Origin of the sequence: Pseudomonas sp. SIMBA_068, from assembly GCF_046534705.1 — a bacterium.
GTDB lineage: Bacteria > Pseudomonadota > Gammaproteobacteria > Pseudomonadales > Pseudomonadaceae > Aquipseudomonas > Aquipseudomonas putida.
Genome location: NZ_JAWRYI010000638.1, coordinates 1 through 267 on the forward strand (window position 1 = coordinate 1; position 267 = coordinate 267).

General features: G+C 49.1%; 1 protein-coding gene. It reads right to left on the reverse strand.

The features are described 5' to 3' along the window. Positions 1–116: Na+ dependent nucleoside transporter N-terminal domain-containing protein (locus SB756_RS30770; RefSeq protein ID WP_286203863.1), on the reverse strand; the 116-nt coding region annotated here is incomplete at its 3' end. Positions 117–267: the final 151 nt, after the last annotated feature.

Consider the following 267-nt stretch of genomic DNA (forward strand, 5'->3'; position numbering starts at 1 on the left):
TGCAGCAGCAGTGCGGCTCCAACCGTACGCAAACTGATGCTCTTTTTATTCACTGACAACAGAAATGCTATTGCCAGTAACACCACCATCCCCACAACACTTCTCATTATGTCCATAATGATTTTCCCTTCATGCCAGTAAACCCGGCGTCAGCGCCAGGTTTTGGTATGTTTGATGAGTACGGGCGACGGCTTTCTGCCCGTCAGAAATTAACCCGCGAGACGCTGGTATTCTTTGGCAATTTCACTCGCCAGAATGGCGTTGTTG